The sequence below is a fragment of the Paenibacillus sp. JJ1722 genome (assembly GCF_048282685.1).
Lineage (GTDB): Bacteria > Bacillota > Bacilli > Paenibacillales > Paenibacillaceae > Paenibacillus > Paenibacillus polymyxa_B.
The window spans coordinates 1,648,048-1,664,726 of the sequence record NZ_CP182500.1 but is presented as its reverse complement, the minus strand read 5'-3'; the positions used below and the strand labels follow the sequence as shown (position 1 = coordinate 1,664,726).

The following is a 16,679-nucleotide window of genomic DNA, read 5'->3' as shown; positions in this document are numbered from 1 at the left end:
GAATTGTAGTCGCGGAAGTTCTTTTACATTTTCCCTGCCCTATTTCTAATCCTATATAACTTATTCCGTATTCTTACTCCACGACACCAAGCTCGCGGTTTTTTTCCTTGAATCGGCTGTTATGAGAAGATACATATGCCGCTTTGTCAGCTGCTGGATCAATGTACAGCTTGGCGCTGTTCAGTGCAAGGGCGGCATCTGTGAACGTACCGGCAATTAGATACAGCTTGCTTCCGTACTCGACAAAATCGCCTGCTGCGAAAATCCCTGGCAGATTCGTTTCCAGCTTTTCGCTCACTCGGGCATGCCACTCACCCATATCCAGTCCCCAATCCCGAAGCGGGCCGAAGTCGGATTTAAGTCCATGATTCACGATGACGGCATCGACATTCAACACCTGTATTTCGCCCGTATCCACATGACTGATCGTAACCTGTTCAATCGTCTCTCCGTTGTTGCTATGTAGCTGACTCACCGCGTATGGTGTGAGAACACGGACCGAGGATGATTTCATACGAGCTACATTTTTCTCATGTCCGCCAAAGTGATCCCGACGATGTACGACAGTCACACTCGCCGCAATAGACTCCAGCTCATTCGCCCAATCCACTGCCGAGTCGCCTCCACCAGAAATCAGGACGTGCTTGCCCCGGAATGGCTCCAGCTCTTGTACAGTATAATGCAGGTTCGTAACCTCATAGCGGTCCGCCCCCTCAATCTCCAGCTTAGCCATTTTGAGAATACCATAGCCTACTGCCAGAACGATCGTGCGTGTCCAATGCTGTTCCCCTGTGGCAGAAGTTAGCAGGAACGTGCCATCCTCTTGCCGATCCAAACCAGTGATCTGCTGTCCCAGCACAATGGCAGGCTCGAACGTCCGCGCCTGCTGCTCCAGCTGATCAATCAGCTTTTCACATAAAACCGGGGTAACCCCCCCGACATCCCAAATCATCTTCTCTGGGTATATGCGCATTCGTCCGCCCAGCTCATGCTTGGCTTCGATCAGCTTGGTTTTCATATCTCTCATTCCACTGTAAAATGCGGTATACATACCGGCAGGACCACCGCCGATGATCGTTACATCATATAATTCCAAGGACACTGTCACTCTGCAACTCTCCCTATCATAACGTAATATGTCTGCTCCTATTATAAGTGATAATAATTATCAATATCAATTAAGAAATAAAAACATGACCATTACAGAGGTTTTTGTGACCTTAGAACTACATTTTATAGGTTTATATAGCTACTGCTTCCATTATTCTCGTAGATTATGCAAGGATTGCTGCACTATCGCATGCAATGCTTTTTCATTAAGTCCTGTCTGTACAAATTGAAAACGGTGATCTGCCAATTTCTGAACTCGGTCTATGATCTGCCCCAGATGATAAGCCGTATGCTCCACCACATGGTATACGTCATACATATTTATCGCCCCCGTATGGTCCAATGCTGCACAGAAGGATGAAAAAGCTTCTTCTACCTCATCCATCAGTTGTTCCTTGTTTTGCATGGAAGGTATAAAGCTATCCTCCATTCCTTGCTTGTATGTAATCGTCGGATCTATGAGCTTGGCTGCGTTTCTGCGCACATGTACCATGATATGGTTGATGATCCCACCAATGCTATTCGTTTCCGTCTCACCTACTCGCCATAGCACCTGTTCATCCAAAAGCACAATGCATGCCCGCAACTTTACCAAATATTGATCGTACATTCTGTGCTTGGATATGATTTTAAACTCATGCATAGAAGAATCCATATATTTATTTCCTCCTTCGTCCTATCAAGTGAATTTCTCAAAAAAATTACTTCCCTCGATCATCCAATACTGTTCAGGTGAAGGTACCTCGTTCAAAAAGTTTTGATATTCCCCTTTCCACCCCGCTGAGACATAGTGTTCAAACGAGGCTGGCTCAGGAAATAGCGAATAGAGAACTTTTTCATCAAAGTTAACATACAGAGCAGGACAGAACTCCAACACTTCATCCTGATGCTGAATAGCACCATCAAGCAACTGGAGCATTGAAGTTAGTTCCCCAGTAGCCACCTTATATTCACAGATGTGATCCAAAAATGCTCCCACTGTGGTTTCATCCAAAATAGGGATACCAAACCGTTCCTCCATCTCGGTATTCAAAAACCAATACTCTCTTTCCGTCACATACCAATTCCATTCCCCTTCAAAGATAACACCAACAATGATGTTTTGCGCATATTCAGGCCATAATTTCATGAGCTTCTCGCGTTCCCTTCTTTCTCACTCACAGTTCGATCCAAAACCGGTTTACACGGTTTCCGTCTTCCTCTATGTAATCCTTGTCCGGCGTTCCGCCATTTTGTATGATTGTTTTTTTGGAGGCAATATTATCGGAGTCGCATACGACCAGGGCTCGGGAAATCCCCAGCTCTTTTGCTTTTTCTAACGCCAAGGCCAGCATTGTAACAGCGTACCTGTTCCCTCGTGCAGAAGGACGGATACCGTAACCGATATGACCTCCGGCATTCATTAGGTGTTCGTTAAGGTCATGCCTGATATTCACTGCTCCCACGACCTGTTCATTCGCATTCACAAGCCAGTATGTTGAGCTTTTGACCCAGCCTTCAGACAGGTTGATTCCATTTTCCTGATTACTTAAAAGCGACAACATACCTTCAAAATCGTACGGCTCTACAGAGATCACCCAAGGCACCATATGCTCCTGGCTCTGTTTCCATTCCTCATAAAATGAAAGATAAGCTTCATTCCAGTCCTGATCCGGCTGTACCAATCTGACGGTCTGCATCCACTCACGGCCTCCTCTTTAAACGTTCAATTCATCTGCTATTGCTTATATTTCAATATCCATGAATTTTTGCGCCCAATCTGCAAAAGAGAGCTTATTATCCCAAGTGACTCGCTTCATCGCTTTGGCACATCCCCAGTTTAGAATCTGCTGATGCAGCATATGCACCCGGAAACGCTCAGTAAATCCTTCTTTGGCTTCCATCCCTTGTGCGTAAGCAGTAAGAAAACCCTTTGCCAACTCTTCTTCGCCGTTCTCCAAATGTCGTCGTCATCTCTACACACCGTAGCTCTTAATCGTTGCTTCCAGGGTTTCATCTGTATCCGCCAGCCAAACGAAACTAACCTCAAACGTTCCCGGCTCAAAAAATAATGGAAATCTCCGCTTAAACCAATCCTGCATCGGCAGATTTAGCGCCTCCTTCATATCCACCCACAGCAATTCTCCCTCAGGGGGATTTTTTAATAGCTCACCTTCAGTGGCTGTAGCCAAATAGTTAAAGACCATATATCTCAGCCCTTGACTTGGGTCACAATATTCGTCGATTCCTTTAAATACAATTTCCTTAACGGTTAAGCCTGTTTCTTCCTTTACTTCACGAATGGCCCCATTCACAATGCTTTCTGGAAACTCTACTTTTCCTCCTGGCGCAATATAACCCGGAAACCCCTTTCGATTGGGTCTATTCATAAGCAATACCTTGCTTCCGTCTTGAATCATACACATGGTATATATTTTGTGTGTCACTTCTGTTGTCAATCCGATCATACCTTTCTTTATTCACGATTCACTATAATCTAGCTTTACTTTCACACCGACAAACTGTGGTTAAATATGGTATTTCTCATACTTTAACTCGTTATTTTGTAGAGCGCAATAACTCTAACCATAGACTAGATTAGCGGGGTAACCTGGAGCGATCACAGTCCCTCGTCAAACAACTGTAGGCCTATGATTTCAAAGGCGACACCATCGCCCACTTTAACGTTGACATCACCATTCATTTCTTCAGAATCCAAAATAAACGTAGTGTCTCCTATTACAATCTCCAGACATTCTATCCCGCCTGCTTCGCCCTGCATCACTTGATGTATCGTTCCTTGAATCCAGTAGTCGCCTAGCTTGGGTTGAGGTCGAAAAATCCCTGTCTCTTCAGTAGACTTCAGCCTTCTGAACCCTTCTATACTGGATTGAGAAGTCTCGACCGAAATGACACAGCCGGGAATCATCTTATTCAAGCTTTGTTCATACGGAACAACATACGCATATCCAGAAGTCAGTTCATGCCAAAAATATGTCCAGTAGCCGTATACTTTTTCCTTGCCAATACTACGAATGATGATATGATGATCTTTATTTATTTCCTTGATCTGTACGCGCATATATAGAGTCCTCAGTAGATACTTTTCTTATAATAATAGTGTTTAAAGCTTCTTGGAGCATCGTCAATGACACCAACGACTTCATAGCCATGCTTTTCATAGAATTCGGGCGCTTGAAAAGTAAAGGTATTAAGTTGTATAAAATTACACCCTTTATCTTTAGCAATTTGTTCGATTTCACCAAGCAGTTGTGAACCGTAGCCCTTTCCTCTGTAGCGCTGATCTACCCACAAAATATCAACCTCCACCCAGTTCCAACATAGTACACTTAGGAGACCGCCGATCACCTGACCATCTTCATCTTTGAGCGTAAGATTAATCTCTTCGTATCGGGTTCGAATATCTGCTGGGACGTGTTTCGCATTAAACTCAATCAACTTGTTTCTGACTAAACGCGCTTCATCTCTACTACTTCGATTCATCTGAGGTTCCAGCGTCATGGCATAAATCCTCCAATTTAAAATGATTACTAGCACTTACTGATTTAAATATAGAAAATAATAGGGTTAAAATACTTTCATCTTCCTACTGTTATATATTGTATATACTTTTCTATGTTTAGTCACATGATTCAATTTAGATGGACAGAATTATTCTAATCTAAATATCGCTGATTGAAAGTCGCTCCCTGGATTCATGCAAAATATTTAGTAAACGAAAAAAGCAGGCCCCTCTGAAACGGAGAGCCTGCTATCGTTTGTATCCATCGTCTGTCCTACAGGAAAAAAGATGGGATGATTAAATTGAAATATCCAGTGATTTCCCAACTCCTGTAATATCACTGCTGTTAGCACTGTTGATACGAGTCGTTTCCATGTTACTTGGAGCGGGCTTTTCCATTTTTGGAGTTGACGTGCTGCTGGATTGCGAACTTTGCTGTGCAATTTGAGCTTCAATCTGTTTAATTTGCTGTTGAAGCTGCTTCATTTTTGTTTCTTTTGTATCTTTATTATCTTTACTTTGCTGTACCTTGTAGTACTCCGCTTCAAGTTGAGCTTTTTGCTTTTCCAGACTAGCTGTATCGTTGGTACTGGATGAAGACGAAGTGCTTGCAATAGATATAGAACTGCTGGATGTGGATGAAATGTTCATACGAGATTTCCCCTTTATAAAAGTATGAGTTTACACGTGTGGGCTAACCGGTTCTAAGCTATGGTATTGCACTCTAATGACTAAGACGACGATGATACAGATTGTTCAAAAATCTTAGCGATTTCATCGAATAAAGCCGATATTTCTTCATCTGTGGCATTCGATTTGTCTGTATTTCCCCACGCGTCTTTTAATGTAGAAAGCAGATCTGTTTCCTGATCTTTGTCCGAAGCTGTTGACCCGGATATAAGACTGGAACTCAGAACGCTTTGCAAATCACTCAGCAAGGATCTTTTTTCATCTACTGTAAGCTCTTTCTCAGATGTAGTGCTGTTATCCTCTTGATTGGAAGTCTCTTGGATATTCCATGCGAATGGAGGCATAATTCCACCCATTGCCTGCATCATAGGAGGCAGACCACTGCTATCCATTTGAGGATGGGACGGGTCTCCTTCAGGCGGCGGTGCAGGACGATTATTTTGGATCGTTTCTGCTATCTTATCGAATAGCTCCGATACTTCCTCATCTGTTGCCGTCGAAAGATCCACACCGGCTAATAAATCGTTAACCGAAGCCAATGGATTCTTCGTGCTATTGGTGAGTTCATCTGTATCAGAGGAAGCACTTGAAGACATCAGATAACTTTGCAGATCAGACAACAGCATTTTCTGTTGGTCTGTAGTTAGTGCAATGGTATCCTGGTCGTCGTACTTGTAATCATTACTGTAGTTTTCCGTAGGAAGCGGAGCCTGCATTCCTCCCGTGTATTCCATAAATTCCTTGCTCAATTCGAGTGAATCGTTAGATTTCTTGTGTGTGGTATGACCCGTGGTATTTAGTCCATTCTCATTTGACTTCACCGTATTCGATTGATCATAGGAAGTCGTGATGAGATGCCTGTTAATGGATAGTGACAAAGTAGATCCCCTCTCAGTGTACATAATGTTTTTAGCTGCCCACCTACCTTTCATCGGCAGCAAATCTGAATGCAACCTGAGGGTATGCTGAATGATAACTGAATAAATACAGACTCATTAATACCACTCTTTTTTTATTTCCTAGACCATAGTCAAGGAAAATCCCCTCCGCAGGACGGGGGGATTAACCCTACTCGAGACAGGAGTAAGTAAAGGGATAATTTGTTACTCTTAGCAAAGAATAAATGAACGTATTCTAAAAATTGAAAGTAGGGGAATGATGTATGATCCGTATTAGCCATTTGGTTCACGAGAGACTTATGTTCCTATTCAAATTTTTGTACTCGCCTGCATATGTGGGTAGTGTAACACCAAGTTCCAGATTTTTAGCTAAAAATATGATAGAATCCATTCCATGGAGTGAAGTTCATGCTGTTGCCGAGCTTGGTGCTGGCACGGGGGCAATTACTCAATACATCCCGTCTGCTGCTAAATTTCAACCAAAGGTCTTACTCTTTGAAAAGGACCAGGCCATGCAGCAGAATTTAAAAAGAAGATTCCCGAATTATCTGTGCTATTCCGACTCGCGCGAGCTTCAGCTTGCTATGAAAAATGCCCAAATAGAACAGCTTGACTGCATAATTAGCGGGCTGCCATTTTTCAATTTTCCACAAGAGATGCGAAATCAAATTGTAGAACAAATTCATCTATCACTCAGGGATGGAGGAATGTTTGTCGCATTTCAATACTCTAAACAGATGAAGCAGCAGTTAGGTGAATGGTTTGATATTGAAGAAATCAAGTTTGTGCCAATGAATGTTCCACCCGCATTCGTGTATATATGCCGAAAGAAAACCTAAGAAAGGAGTACAGGTATGGACGTGGAATATTTAATTTCCATCATCGAACAATACGGCTATGCAGCATTATTCTTTTCTCTATGGCTTGGGATTGTGGGTCTGCCCATCCCGGATGAAGTCATTGTGATGACTGGCGGGGCTGTAACAAGCATGGGCATACTTCACCCGTTACCCGCTTTTTTAATTGTATATCTTGGGGTTATATCAGGCTTGTCCTTAGGTTATGTATTGGGGAGAACCGTGGGTACACCGATTCTAGAACGTTTGCGCCGGAAGAAAAAAATGGACAAGTACATTACGTTTTCGGAAAAATTAGTACATAAGTATGGAAACTTCACTATTTGCATCAGTTATTTGCTACCGATCGTCCGTCACATTATTCCATATATTGTCGGAATCAATAAAATGAGCTTCAAGCGCTATGCCCTCTTCTCTTATTCAACGGGCTTGATCTGGACGCTGATCTTCTTTCTGCTCGGACGTATCTTTGGCGATCATGTACAAGCAGCAGGAGAACTGATCCATCGTTATGGCTTGCAGATGGCATTGCTTCTCATCATGCTGACAATTATATTTTTTATAATGAAATTTGTGTGGGGGAAGAAAACAACGGAGGAGTAAAGGTTGAGCTTATTCGGCATGTTCATTTTGGCGTTACTTACCTACATGAAAAAGAAATAGACCGCCCTAACCAAAGGTCAACGGTCTATTCTCGATCTATCTTACGCGGCCGACTGCTCTTTATGCAGTTGCTGTATGCTGGAGCCGCGTTAGAGCACGGCTCCTTAATTATTCTTACCTCATTATAACCAATATTACGTAATTACGTGTTTTTATTGCTTGGATAATTATATAAGCGAATTTAAAAGTTACCTTAGTGCCACTACGCAGACGGATGGTGCTTCCCACCGCTCCCGGATTCTTCAAGTAAAATCTTTTATAGGTAGAAATCCGGGGAGGTGATGCTTCCGAAGCGAGCTTTCCTACGGAAAGCTTTTAAAGCGACCGCTTCGCTTGTACAGCACCATTCCGTCTACTCCGTTTTCCATGTACATTTCTTCAGTTCAGCTTATATAGACTTTATTCCTCACATGAAAGAACAGAGCTATAGGATCAGCCCATAATGGTCGCTTGCTAACTGCAGTTGGTAAAGATCTCATTATTCTCTTCTGTTCTAAACTCGGTTACTAGCCTCAAAATTATACTCATCCAAATCTCTTGCGTCTTTAAAATAAGCCTTAAAGCTCTGGACTACGGTTTGATCCTTACTGAGAAATAAAGTTAAGGTTGAATCCCAGCAAATAACTTCAATTTTCGCTTTGGGATGTTGCATTGTCGATTCCAGTTGCCACCAGCCCTCATAGGCATTTGAATAGGACTGCATAGCTAATGCACCAACATCTGCAGCCTCAGATTTTTCAAATCCCATGAGCATTCCCCAAATAAATTGAATCTCATATCTATGTACAAGACGTGTCAGTTGTTCCCCAGTCATCCATAACTTCGTGTTTCCATACCCGTTTTCTTCAAAAGCCAGATTCTGCTCGACATACTCCAAAAGATCGTCCGGTATCCAATTCAGTTCTAACCCAGTAAGTAGCCAATTATATTCCGTTTGGATATTACTTATGGATTCGAAAACCAACTTTAGATCAGTAAAAAAGGGAATTTGGCGTGAATTAATTAATATAGCGTTCACGCATATTCCCCCTCACACATCTTTTATTTTTATCCACACTAATTAACCCTAAGTTATTCTTGTGTAATAGAATCACCTTTCTTATCTTTTTCTTCTTTTTCTTCTTTTTCTTCAAACTCTTCAATATGCTGTTCAAGTACATATTCAATCTGTTTAGCAATTGATCGTTTGTTCTTATCAGCTATATATTTGATCTTCTCAAAGTTTTCTGGTTTTAATCGCAAAGTAAATGCTTTTTTATTCGTTGTCATTGTTTAAAACTCCTCACAATAGTGATGTCATTATTATAGCATTGTGATAACCCATTTACGCACCCTATTGACATCAAAGTGATGTCACCTTAAAATAAGATTATGATCTCACTTTGATGTCACCATAATGGAGGAAGATAAATGAAAGCTATACAAGAAGCCCTTAATCAATTCGTTTCTATTCGCCTGGAACATGTAGCTGGGTCGATGCTGGCTAATTCTCCAGAATACAAAGACTTAATGAAAGACTGTAATCAACTCTTTTCTATTTTACATGATTGCTTGCCAAAGGAATACATACAAACTCTTTACGATTATGATACCAATACTACTCTACTCCAAGGCATGGTTGAATCTATTATGTATGAACAAGGCTTGAAAGATGGCGTTTGTTTAAACCAAATTTTATCTGATTAATATTTTCACTTTAAAAAGAAACTTCTATCCCTGTTAGGAGAACTTTAGCCCAAATAATATTCTTGACCAAAACTGCGCACTCTACTTGCGTCAAAATTGTCAATTCGGCTAAATAAGTTGAACTCGAAAAATGAAACACAAAAACGGAGTAGGCGGAATGGTGCTGTACAAGCGAAGCGGTCGCTTTTGTCCCCGGATTTCCACCTTAAACAAAGACTAATTCAAGAAATCCGGGGGCGGTGGCGATGGGAAGCACCATCCGACTGCGCAGTGGCACGACAGGTAACTTTTTAGTTCAGGTTTGTCCTTTTTAGCAATACTATCCATATGATATACTATAAACTAACAACAGAATGGCTTAGATGGGCGGTCGGCTAGTCTCCTGCAAAGGAGGTGATGCCTGTGGAGGTTAAAGATACATTAATGTTGATGATTCAATTTGCAACGTTGGTGATCTTGATTATTTCCTTCAACAAAAAGAAATAGACCGCCCTCCGGAAAAGGTTAGCGGTCTATTTTACTAATCCAACCCTACAGCCACCGCCCTTATAAGCGGCTGTTGTAAAAGAGTGAGGATGTTGGTAGCATCCTTACTCTTTTTTAGTATATACTTATTAGCTTTAGTTTATCACAGGAAAAACCATATTGCCAATATGGAAAATCTTTTTAAGAGGCAGCTTTCACCCTACGTTACTTCTTTAATTGAAGCAGCTTAACCAGCTTGTCATGAATGGCAGTATTCGGGTAATTCCCGCTAAACTGAGAAGATCCGGGACCCATCGCGGTTAACGCCACATCAACAGATGTATGTCCTCCTGTGGTCCAGTCGATATAAAACTTTTCATTAGAGCCTTTTACAGTAAAAGGACCATCCTCTTTGGAGACGCCTTCACCGGATTCATCCTCCGCATCTTCGCCTTCAATCGCCAAACCGCCCGTTTCATGATCTGCCGTCACCAACACTAATGTATCTGGATGCGCTTTGGCATACTCTTTAGCTACTTTAACGGCCTTATCGAGCTGTTGCCCAGCCTTAATCGTTAACTCACCTTCATTGTCATGCGCCATCTCATCCGTTCCTTCTTCCTCTACCATCAGGAAAAAACCTTTTTGGTTTTTGGAAAGAACATCAATCGCTTTAGCCGTCATATCCGGTAAAGAAACCGTTGGGTTGTAAGAGTTACCCAGCTTGTTGTGAGCTTGAAACATCTCTTCATTGGCGAACAGCCCTAACAACTTAGAACCTTTAGCTGCTTTCATTTCTGTCTGATCTGTCACATAGCTATAACCCAGCTTCTTCGCTTGTTCTACCAAATTTCCTTGAGTTCCCTTACTAGCTTCCTCAGGATCTTCTGCCGGAGCATCTGGATGTTTGCCTACTGTTCCTGCAGGGTACCAGAAATCCTCACCACCGCCCAGAATAACATCCACCTTGCTTTTCTCCAGATACTGCTTGGCAATCTCGCTTTGAGCGGAGCGTTTTTCGACATGCGCACCAAAGGCGGCCCCCGTTGCGTCTGTCACTTGGCTTGTCGTCACGACACCTGTAGACATGCCTGCTTTTTTGGCTAGCTCCATAATCGTTGTCACTGGTTTTTTATTCAAGTCCATTCCGATCGCACCGTTATACGTTTTCACACCTGTTGCAATTGCAGTCGCAGCGGCGGCAGAATCCGTAACCAGGTTATCCCCTGAACTTGTGCTAACCAAGCCGGTTACAGGCATGTTGTCCATTTCAAGTAATCCCGATTTCCCTACCGTCGCCAAGCGAATCGCGTTGCGACTTGCTTCTCCCATACCATCGCCGATAAAGAGAATGACATTCTTAGGAGCATCGACTTTCGCTGACGAGGTTTTCAGTCCTTTGGATACCTGTGCGGTAGTAGACTTGGTACTAGATGAGGCTGCAAAAGCGTTAGGGATATTAGCAGATAACAATGGCGCACTCAAAACGGTAATGGCACCGAAAGCAAGGATACTCTTTTTCATCGAACGCTTTTTCACAAGGTCACACTCCAATAAATTTAATATTCATATATGATAAAGTAATCATATATCTGCTTTGTAAAGCATCGTAAAGCAAAAGATTACACGAATGTAAAATTTGGAGTGACCACCTGTTTTTTATAAAACAAAAGAAGACACCGACTCTTGGTTTATCAAAGTCGATGCCCTCTGGCGTCTATATTTAAATGGCGGCGATATTTTTGCCGATCGGCATGGTGTAGTAGAGCGGTTTTTGCTGTCCATTTTGCTGATAGACTACAAGCAGAAGCGTGCGGCCTTCGGCTGTCAATGGGCTTCCCCCACTCAGGATATGATCCAGACTAAATGGCAGTACATCCAGCACCGCGTGCTTTTGCAGTTCCTTTTCACTCAGCTTCAATGAAGCAAAGGCTGGAATAATCTCGCGGTATGGCTGAGGCTGTTGATTGCCTACATTCGCCTCACCTGTACTCTCCTTGCTCGCATCTGCCACTAAATCTGCAACCGCCGCAGGTGACAACAGCGCGTCCGGGTGCTGGAGAATCATTTTCATGTAGCTGGACCAATCGTCCTTCTCCAAGGTATGCTCCCACCAGATTTTACGCGGCTTGTATTTATGGTTCAGGAAATAATCAAGCTTCATCAGTCCAAGCACCATATCCATTCGCTTTGTTCCACGCGATTCCAGAAAGGACTGGAGACGCGTGAACAAGTCTTCGAGCTGATGTCCGATTTTTTGCCAGCCCTGTCCTTCCCAGTAGTCTCCGAATTCCTGAAAGAAATCAAAAGCGGACGAGAATTCACGCTCAATCAGATAGTTGACTGTATGATCCATACGATGAGAGTTCCAGTATTTCTCCAATACATCTTCCAAGCGCTTGAGCCGGACGATATCGGCAAAGGAAAGGACGTCATTGCTCAGCATTTCATACGGCGCAACATCCATATACGTATAGTTATACTTGTCTGCGTCGATACGCAGTCCGGTGCCACGCAGCATTTTGAGGAAGCCAAGTTGAAGCTCTTCCGGGCCGAGCGCAAAAACGTCATTAAACGTTTTACGGAATGTGTTGTAGTCCTCCAAGGGCAATCCGGCGATCAAATCCAAATGCTGGTCGATTTTACCGCTTTGTTTGACCTTGGTAACAGTACGGGAAAGTTTGGTAAAGTTCTGGCGACGCTTAACCAACTCATTGGTGGGATCATTCGTTGATTGGACGCCGATTTCAAATCGAAATACGCCCGGTGGCGCGTTTTCCGCCAAATAATCCAACACCTCAGGACGCATAATATCTGCCGTAATCTCAAACTGGAAGACACAGCCACGGTGATTTTCAATCAAAAATTTGAACATTTCCAGTGCATAATCGCGTTTAATATTAAACGTCCGATCTACGAACTTGATTAGGTTGGCCCCATTGTCGATCAGATACAAAATATCTGACTTTGTGCGCTCGATATCGTAATAACGCACCCCAACCTCAATGCTGGACAGACAAAACTGGCAGCTGAACGGACAACCCCGGCTCGTCTCAAAATAAACAACCCGTTTCCCGAGCTCCGGTATATCCTCTGCAAAACGATAGGGCGACGGAAGCTCGTTCAAGTCCGCTTTCGGGCGGCCGGGCATCTGAATAACCTCTTCTCCCTTACGGTAAGCCAGTCCATATACAAAATGGAACTTGCGATCCCCTTCCAGCTCCTGCAGCAGTTGATGGAATGTTTCCTCTCCTTCACCAACCACGATAAAATCCACATTCGCCAAACGCTTCATCCAGTGATCCGTATCGTAGGATACCTCCGGACCACCCAGAACAATTTTGACCTCGGGCATAATTTTTTTCAACACATCAATGACCTTAATCGTCTCTTCAATGTTCCAAATATAACAGGAAAAGCCGATGACATCTGCCCCCCGTTGAAACAAATCGGATACGATGTTCATCACCGGGTCCTTAATTGTGTACTCCGCCAGCTCGATATCAAAGTCCTTTTCACTGTAGGCTTTGAGGCATCGAATTGCCAGCGAGGTATGAATATATTTTGCATTTAATGTTGATAAAATGACTTTCATAGGTCACAACCTTTTATAGTTTGCATGAACTGTTCTATCCTTACCTTAGTATAGCTATTCAAAATCCTCGTACACATCGTCTGCATAAATCTCGTCCTCGCTTACCGTTCCCCCGATATTCCCCTGATTTTGAAAAAAATCAAGAAACGGCTTGCCGTACTTGCGGAACTTCACTTCGCCGACACCCTTGATCCGCAACATGTCTGCCTCGGATTGCGGGCTCGCTACGCTCATCTCACGCAGCGTCGCATCATTGAAAATGATATAAGACGGTACATGCTCCTGAGCGGCCAGATCGCGACGAATCAGGCGCAATTGCTCGAACACGGTTTCGTTGACTGCAGCCGGGTATGCATCGCGTCCCTGTCGTCCGCGTGAACCTGCTCCACCTGCAAAAGCCGTGGCATGTCGCACCACACGCTGCATGACTTCTCGCTGGCCTTTTAGCACTTCAGCCGCAAGCTGCTGCAAGCGTACGACCGGATATTGCCCCTCGGACAACATCAGATAGCCTTCCGAAACAAGAACATTGATAATTTCAGCAATTTCTTTTTCCGTCCGGTTGCCCATCACGCCATAGGTTGGCAGGCTGTCAAAACCATACTGCAGCACTTTTTTGTTACGCGAGCCTTTCAAGACCGAGGCGACCATCGAGACCCCATAACGCTCCCGCATGCGATGAATGCACGAAAAAATCTTTTGCGCATCTATGGTCATATCAACCAGTTCCCGCTCATCTGTACATGAACTACATATACCGCAAGCTTCATGCTCTTCCGCTTCTCCGAAATACTCAAGCTGTGCCGTACGTAGGCAACGAGTCGTGTAGCAATAATCAACCATCTGCTGGAGCTTGCGGTAGTCGTTGCGCTTGCGGTCTTCATCCTGTGGATTTTGCTCAATCAGAAACTTCTGCGTCACAATATCTTGCGGTCCGAACAGCAAAATACATTGACTCGGGTCGCCATCACGTCCTGCGCGTCCCGCCTCTTGCACGTAAGCCTCCATATTTTTAGGCATGTTGTAGTGAATGACATAGCGTACGTTCGATTTATCTATCCCCATGCCGAAGGCATTGGTTGCTACAATGACACGGATATCGTCGTACAAAAACCCTTCCTGGCTATCTGCACGTTCCTGATCTGTCATCCCGGCATGATAGCGCCCGGCTGCCATGCCTGCATCACGCAGCCGTTGGTATAAATCGTCCACGTCCTTACGTGTCGCCGCATAAATAATGCCCGATTCCCCCTCATGCTCACGGGCATAATTCAGTAAAAAGCTGCGTTTGTCTTCCCCGCGCAGCACACTGAACGCCAAATTGGGCCGTCCAAGGCCTGTAACGAACGTCTCCGGTGAGCGCAGACGAAGCAGGCGCACGATGTCATCCATGACCTGCGGTGTCGCCGTTGCCGTAAACGCAGCCACGATTGGGCGTTCATACAGCCCGTCCACGAATGGAGCCACAGCCAGATAGCTGGTACGGAAATCATGGCCCCACTGGGAAACGCAGTGAGCCTCATCTACCGCAACGCAGGAAATTGGCAACTGAGCCATTTCATCGCGAAACCAGTCCAGTTCCAGTCGTTCCGGTGCGACATACAGCAACTTCAAGTCACCATTTCGTGCAGCTCGTATGCGGTCATTCACTTCTCGACCACTCAACGTACTATTGATGTAAGCAGCAGCAATCCCCATTGTGGTCAGCGCATCCACCTGGTCTTTCATCAGCGAGATGAGCGGTGACACGACAATGGTCAGCCCCTCATGCAACAACGCGGGGATCTGGTAGCATATCGATTTTCCGCCTCCTGTCGGCATGATGCCCAACGTATCGTTGCCCTCCAGCATACTGGCCACAATTTTCTTTTGTCCCTCCCGGAAATCGGGATAGCCATAAAATTTTTGCAGCAAGTCCTGCGCCCGTTCCAATGTTGGTGCTTGTACACTCATAGTTTCAAAACTCCTCATATTTCTAGCGTCCTTGACGCATATCGGCTTTTCTTTCGTTACCTTTAGTTTACCGGGGTTCAGGGTAATGTTCAACCGCTAGAAGACTGCCAATCTGGTTTAGTCCCTTATGGCGCTCGCTGTTTTCTCATGATATAGTGAACACGGTGCCGCAAATTTGTCCATAACTATGAAGAGACACGGTTCCAAGAAGGAGAAAGAATCCATGAACAATCGGAAACCCCAACGGAAAAATCATACAAAATCTACGTCAAACGCAAGCCATTCCAAACGCAGTCATAAACCTGCCGGAAGATCTGGCTCCCATAAACCGGAAGCTCAACGGAGAACGAATGCTTTAGATAAAACCCCTGCCAAAACATACATCGTCCAGGAGCCTGCCGAGCTATTGAGCTTTTTAGTAGAACATGTGACTGGCATGGGTCGTAACTCCATTAAATCAGCACTGGCTCGTGGGCAGGTGTCCGTCAACGGCATTCCGCGTACCGTGCATAATTTTCCACTGGAGCAAGGTCAGACTGTCGCTCTTTCCAAGGAAAAAATAACTCCCGTCGTACCACTGACTGGGCTACGTATTTTGCATGAGGATGAAGCCATTATCGTTATCCATAAGGATGCCGGGTTGCTGTCCGTGGCTTCAGCGCAGGAGCAGGAAGTAACAGCATATCGCCAGCTTACGGCCCATGTGAGGCGCGAACATCCGTACAATCGTATTTTTGTACTGCATCGTTTGGATCGTGATACATCAGGAGTGATGATGTTTGCGAAAAGCGAAGCCATACAGCAGGAAATGCAAAAAGCGTGGAAGGAAGTTGTGTATGAACGAACATACATTGCTCTTGTCGAAGGACAAGTTAAAAAAGCTGAGGGTACAATCACTTCATGGCTGAAAGAAAGCAAGACGCTAAAAATGTATTCCAGTCCTTATCCGAATGACGGACAGCACGCAGTCACTCATTACAAGCTGCTTCAAGCCAATCGGCATTTTTCTTTGCTGGAAGTACGTTTGGAAACCGGACGCAAAAATCAAATCCGCGTACATATGGAGGATATCGGCCATCCAATTGTTGGAGATAAAAAATACGGTTCCAAATCCAAGTCGATTGGGCGTCTTGGCCTACATGCGAGGGTATTGTCATTTATTCATCCCGTCACCGGAGTATTGCTGCGTTTTGAATCCGACATTCCTAAAACCTTTTTGAATCCGTTTCGGGAGTAGAATTGGCAAAGCATACGGAGAT

20 protein-coding genes are annotated in these 16,679 nt (G+C 44.2%); 5 read left to right on the top strand and 15 right to left on the bottom strand.

What is annotated here, in order from left to right; translation table 11 throughout:
* Positions 1-73: 73 nt before the first annotated feature.
* The 10 genes from ACM1ND_RS07340 to ACM1ND_RS07295 all read right to left on the bottom strand — a co-directional run bounded on the left by ACM1ND_RS07340 (position 74) and on the right by ACM1ND_RS07295 (position 6,180).
* A complete protein-coding gene (locus tag ACM1ND_RS07340) occupies positions 74-1,108 on the bottom strand; it encodes an NAD(P)/FAD-dependent oxidoreductase (RefSeq protein WP_076294967.1) in 1,035 nt (344 codons plus the stop codon).
* A 153-nt stretch (positions 1,109-1,261) separates the two neighbouring features.
* A complete protein-coding gene (locus ACM1ND_RS07335) occupies positions 1,262-1,765 on the bottom strand; it encodes a DUF1572 family protein (RefSeq protein ID WP_053324932.1) in 504 nt (167 codons plus the stop codon).
* Between the two features lie 24 nt (positions 1,766-1,789).
* On the bottom strand, positions 1,790-2,239 hold the full coding sequence (locus ACM1ND_RS07330) for a hypothetical protein (RefSeq protein ID WP_028542990.1): 450 nt from the start codon (positions 2,237-2,239) through the stop codon (positions 1,790-1,792).
* A 28-nt stretch (positions 2,240-2,267) separates the two neighbouring features.
* On the bottom strand, positions 2,268-2,789 hold the full coding sequence (locus tag ACM1ND_RS07325) for a GNAT family N-acetyltransferase (RefSeq protein WP_028542991.1): 522 nt from the start codon (positions 2,787-2,789) through the stop codon (positions 2,268-2,270).
* A 45-nt stretch (positions 2,790-2,834) separates the two neighbouring features.
* On the bottom strand, positions 2,835-3,050 hold the full coding sequence (locus tag ACM1ND_RS07320; protein WP_339201666.1) for a hypothetical protein: 216 nt from the start codon (positions 3,048-3,050) through the stop codon (positions 2,835-2,837).
* Positions 3,051-3,065: 15 nt separating this feature from the next.
* Entirely contained in the window at positions 3,066-3,557 is a 492-nt protein-coding gene (locus tag ACM1ND_RS07315) for an 8-oxo-dGTP diphosphatase (protein WP_053324929.1), read from the bottom strand.
* Positions 3,558-3,709: 152 nt separating this feature from the next.
* Positions 3,710-4,171 carry a hypothetical protein gene (locus ACM1ND_RS07310; protein WP_339201665.1) on the bottom strand — a complete coding sequence of 154 codons (462 nt, stop codon included), beginning with the start codon at positions 4,169-4,171 and terminating at the stop codon, positions 3,710-3,712.
* Between the two features lie 11 nt (positions 4,172-4,182).
* Positions 4,183-4,611, bottom strand: a complete 429-nt coding sequence (locus ACM1ND_RS07305; protein ID WP_053324927.1) for a GNAT family N-acetyltransferase — start codon at positions 4,609-4,611, stop codon at positions 4,183-4,185.
* A 298-nt stretch (positions 4,612-4,909) separates the two neighbouring features.
* Entirely contained in the window at positions 4,910-5,263 is a 354-nt protein-coding gene (locus ACM1ND_RS07300) for a FlxA-like family protein (protein WP_339201664.1), read from the bottom strand.
* 80 nt (positions 5,264-5,343) lie between these two features.
* A complete protein-coding gene (locus tag ACM1ND_RS07295; protein ID WP_076294969.1) occupies positions 5,344-6,180 on the bottom strand; it encodes a hypothetical protein in 837 nt (278 codons plus the stop codon).
* 284 nt (positions 6,181-6,464) lie between these two features.
* On the opposite strand from ACM1ND_RS07295, the gene ACM1ND_RS07290 reads away from it, so the two are divergent.
* Together ACM1ND_RS07290 and ACM1ND_RS07285 are read left to right on the top strand one after the other, a co-directional pair.
* Complete coding sequence (locus ACM1ND_RS07290) at positions 6,465-7,040, top strand: class I SAM-dependent methyltransferase (protein WP_068939948.1); 576 nt, start codon at positions 6,465-6,467, stop codon at positions 7,038-7,040.
* 15 nt (positions 7,041-7,055) lie between these two features.
* On the top strand, positions 7,056-7,661 hold the full coding sequence (locus ACM1ND_RS07285; RefSeq protein WP_023987704.1) for a DedA family protein: 606 nt from the start codon (positions 7,056-7,058) through the stop codon (positions 7,659-7,661).
* A gap of 553 nt (positions 7,662-8,214) precedes the next feature.
* Here the strand turns inward: ACM1ND_RS07285 and ACM1ND_RS07280 are convergent.
* Positions 8,215-8,739, bottom strand: a complete 525-nt coding sequence (locus tag ACM1ND_RS07280; protein WP_049828510.1) for a hypothetical protein — start codon at positions 8,737-8,739, stop codon at positions 8,215-8,217.
* Positions 8,740-8,792: 53 nt separating this feature from the next.
* Positions 8,793-8,990: a hypothetical protein gene (locus ACM1ND_RS07275; protein WP_068939946.1), complete on the bottom strand. Its 198-nt coding sequence runs from the start codon at positions 8,988-8,990 to the stop codon at positions 8,793-8,795.
* A 141-nt stretch (positions 8,991-9,131) separates the two neighbouring features.
* On the opposite strand from ACM1ND_RS07275, the gene ACM1ND_RS07270 reads away from it, so the two are divergent.
* Entirely contained in the window at positions 9,132-9,407 is a 276-nt protein-coding gene (locus ACM1ND_RS07270) for a hypothetical protein (protein ID WP_028543001.1), read from the top strand.
* Between the two features lie 396 nt (positions 9,408-9,803).
* Entirely contained in the window at positions 9,804-9,893 is a 90-nt protein-coding gene (locus ACM1ND_RS07265) for a putative holin-like toxin (RefSeq protein WP_007429455.1), read from the top strand.
* Positions 9,894-10,097: 204 nt separating this feature from the next.
* Here ACM1ND_RS07265 and ACM1ND_RS07260 read toward each other — a convergent pair whose 3' ends face one another.
* From ACM1ND_RS07260 to recQ, 3 genes are all read right to left on the bottom strand, one after another.
* Entirely contained in the window at positions 10,098-11,411 is a 1,314-nt protein-coding gene (locus tag ACM1ND_RS07260; protein ID WP_023987703.1) for an alkaline phosphatase, read from the bottom strand.
* Between the two features lie 184 nt (positions 11,412-11,595).
* Positions 11,596-13,467, bottom strand: coding sequence for a B12-binding domain-containing radical SAM protein (locus ACM1ND_RS07255; RefSeq protein WP_338533393.1), 1,872 nt, complete (start codon positions 13,465-13,467; stop codon positions 11,596-11,598).
* 54 nt (positions 13,468-13,521) lie between these two features.
* Positions 13,522-15,420, bottom strand: coding sequence for a DNA helicase RecQ (recQ, locus tag ACM1ND_RS07250; RefSeq protein ID WP_025724305.1), 1,899 nt, complete (start codon positions 15,418-15,420; stop codon positions 13,522-13,524).
* Between the two features lie 223 nt (positions 15,421-15,643).
* Here recQ and ACM1ND_RS07245 point away from each other — a divergent pair, with 223 nt between their 5' ends.
* A complete protein-coding gene (locus ACM1ND_RS07245; protein ID WP_418027419.1) occupies positions 15,644-16,657 on the top strand; it encodes an RluA family pseudouridine synthase in 1,014 nt (337 codons plus the stop codon).
* The last annotated feature ends 22 nt before the right edge of the window (positions 16,658-16,679 follow it).